Raw genomic sequence first — 1,741 nt, forward strand, 5'->3', positions numbered from 1 at the left:
GCATCGATGATGTGCACGGCGCACGGGTGATGGGCCTGTTCGGCGATTCGATCACCACCGACCATATCTCCCCGGCCGGCAACATCAAGAAGGATTCGCCGGCGGGCCGCTTCCTGCAGGAGCGCGGCGTGCAGCCGGCCGACTTCAACAGCTACGGCAGCCGCCGCGGCAACGATGACGTGATGGTCCGCGGCACCTTCGCCAACATCCGCATCAAGAACCTGATGTTCGGTGGCGAAGAAGGCGGCAACACCCTGTACTACCCGGCCAACGGCGGCCAGCCGGAAAAGCTGGCGATCTACGATGCGGCAATGAAGTACAAGGCCGACAAGGTGCCGCTGGTGGTGCTGGCAGGCAAGGAATACGGCACCGGCTCGTCGCGTGACTGGGCCGCCAAGGGCACCCTGCTGCTGGGGGTGAAGGCGGTCATCGCCGAAAGCTTCGAACGCATCCACCGCTCCAACCTGGTCGGCATGGGCGTGCTGCCGCTGCAGTTCCGCAACGGCGAAAACGCACAGTCGCTGGGCCTGGATGGCTCGGAAGTGATCGATGTCACCGGCCTGCAGGATGGCGCCAGCAAGCGCGCCACGGTCACCGCGACCAAGGCCGACGGCACCAAGAAGACCTTCGAAGTCTCGGTGATGCTGCTGACCCCGAAGGAAGTGGAGTACTTCCGCCACGGCGGCCTGCTGCAGTACGTGCTGCGCCAGCTGGCTGCACGTTGATCGAGCGTACTGCGTAGGTAGAGCCAGGCCATGCCTGGCTGCGACAAGACAAAAGGGCCGGATCCTCACAGATCCGGCCCTTTTCTTTGCTGCTCGCCGGGCGTGGCGGCCCGGCGCCACCTACCGCCGCGGCGCGTCCGGGTCGGTACGCAGCGCCTTCAGCAGGCCCCACATGTAGAACGCCAGGATGAACGAGAAAGGCAGGCCACACAGCACCACCGCCGTCTGCATCGCGCTGAAGTTGCCGGCCAACAACAGGCCGACACTGGCCACGGTAATGCCCGCCGCCCAGAACACGCGCAGCCAGATCGGCGCGTCATGCCCATCCTCCACGCCATCATCGACACGCCGGGTGCACAGGTTGGCGATCATCAGCGTGCCCGAATCGACCGGGGTCAGGAACAACACGAAACCAATGACCACTGCCGCACCAGCGATGTACGGCGCCGCGGGCAAGTATTCCAGCAGCTTGAACAGGGTCATCGCCGCATCGTGCTGAGCCACTTGGCCCAGCACCGCCTGGCCGTGGTTCAGCACCAGGTCGATGGCGGTGTTGCCGAAGATCGACAGCCAGGCCAGCGTGAAACCCAACGGGATCAGCAGCACGCCCATGATCACTTCGCGGATGGTCCGGCCGCGCGAGATGCGCGCAACGAAAAGGCCCACGAACGGCGCCCAGGCAATCCACCACGCCCAGTAGAACAACGTCCACGAGCCCATCCACTCACGCCCCTTCGGGTCGTTAAGGTACATGTCGAAGCTCTTGCGCACGAACGCGCCCAGATAGTCGCCGGTGTTCTGCACCAAGCCATCGAACAGGTGCAGGGTTGGCCCGGTCACCAGCACGAACAGCAGCAGCAGGCACAGCAGGCGCACGTTGAGGTTGGACAGCCAGGCGATGCCCTTCTCCACGCCGGCAACCACGCCGATGGTGGCCACGACCATCATCACCAGCACGATGGCCACGAGCACCTGCGGCGTATCCGGGATGTGGAACAGGTAGACCAGGCCGGACT

1 protein-coding gene and 1 pseudogene are annotated in these 1,741 nt (G+C 64.7%); one reads left to right on the forward strand and one right to left on the reverse strand.

The features are described from left to right. Nucleotides 1-725: pseudogene (acnA, locus tag AB4Y84_RS20855) on the forward strand (aconitate hydratase); the annotation flags it as partial. Nucleotides 726-845: 120 nt separating this feature from the next. On the opposite strand, the gene AB4Y84_RS20860 reads toward acnA, so the two are convergent. Further along, nucleotides 846-1,741, reverse strand: an 896-nt coding sequence (locus AB4Y84_RS20860; protein WP_442250840.1) for a BCCT family transporter, incomplete at its 5' end; no start/stop codon positions are given.

Source organism: Stenotrophomonas sp. 2YAF22 (assembly GCF_052114665.1).
GTDB lineage: Bacteria > Pseudomonadota > Gammaproteobacteria > Xanthomonadales > Xanthomonadaceae > Stenotrophomonas > Stenotrophomonas indicatrix.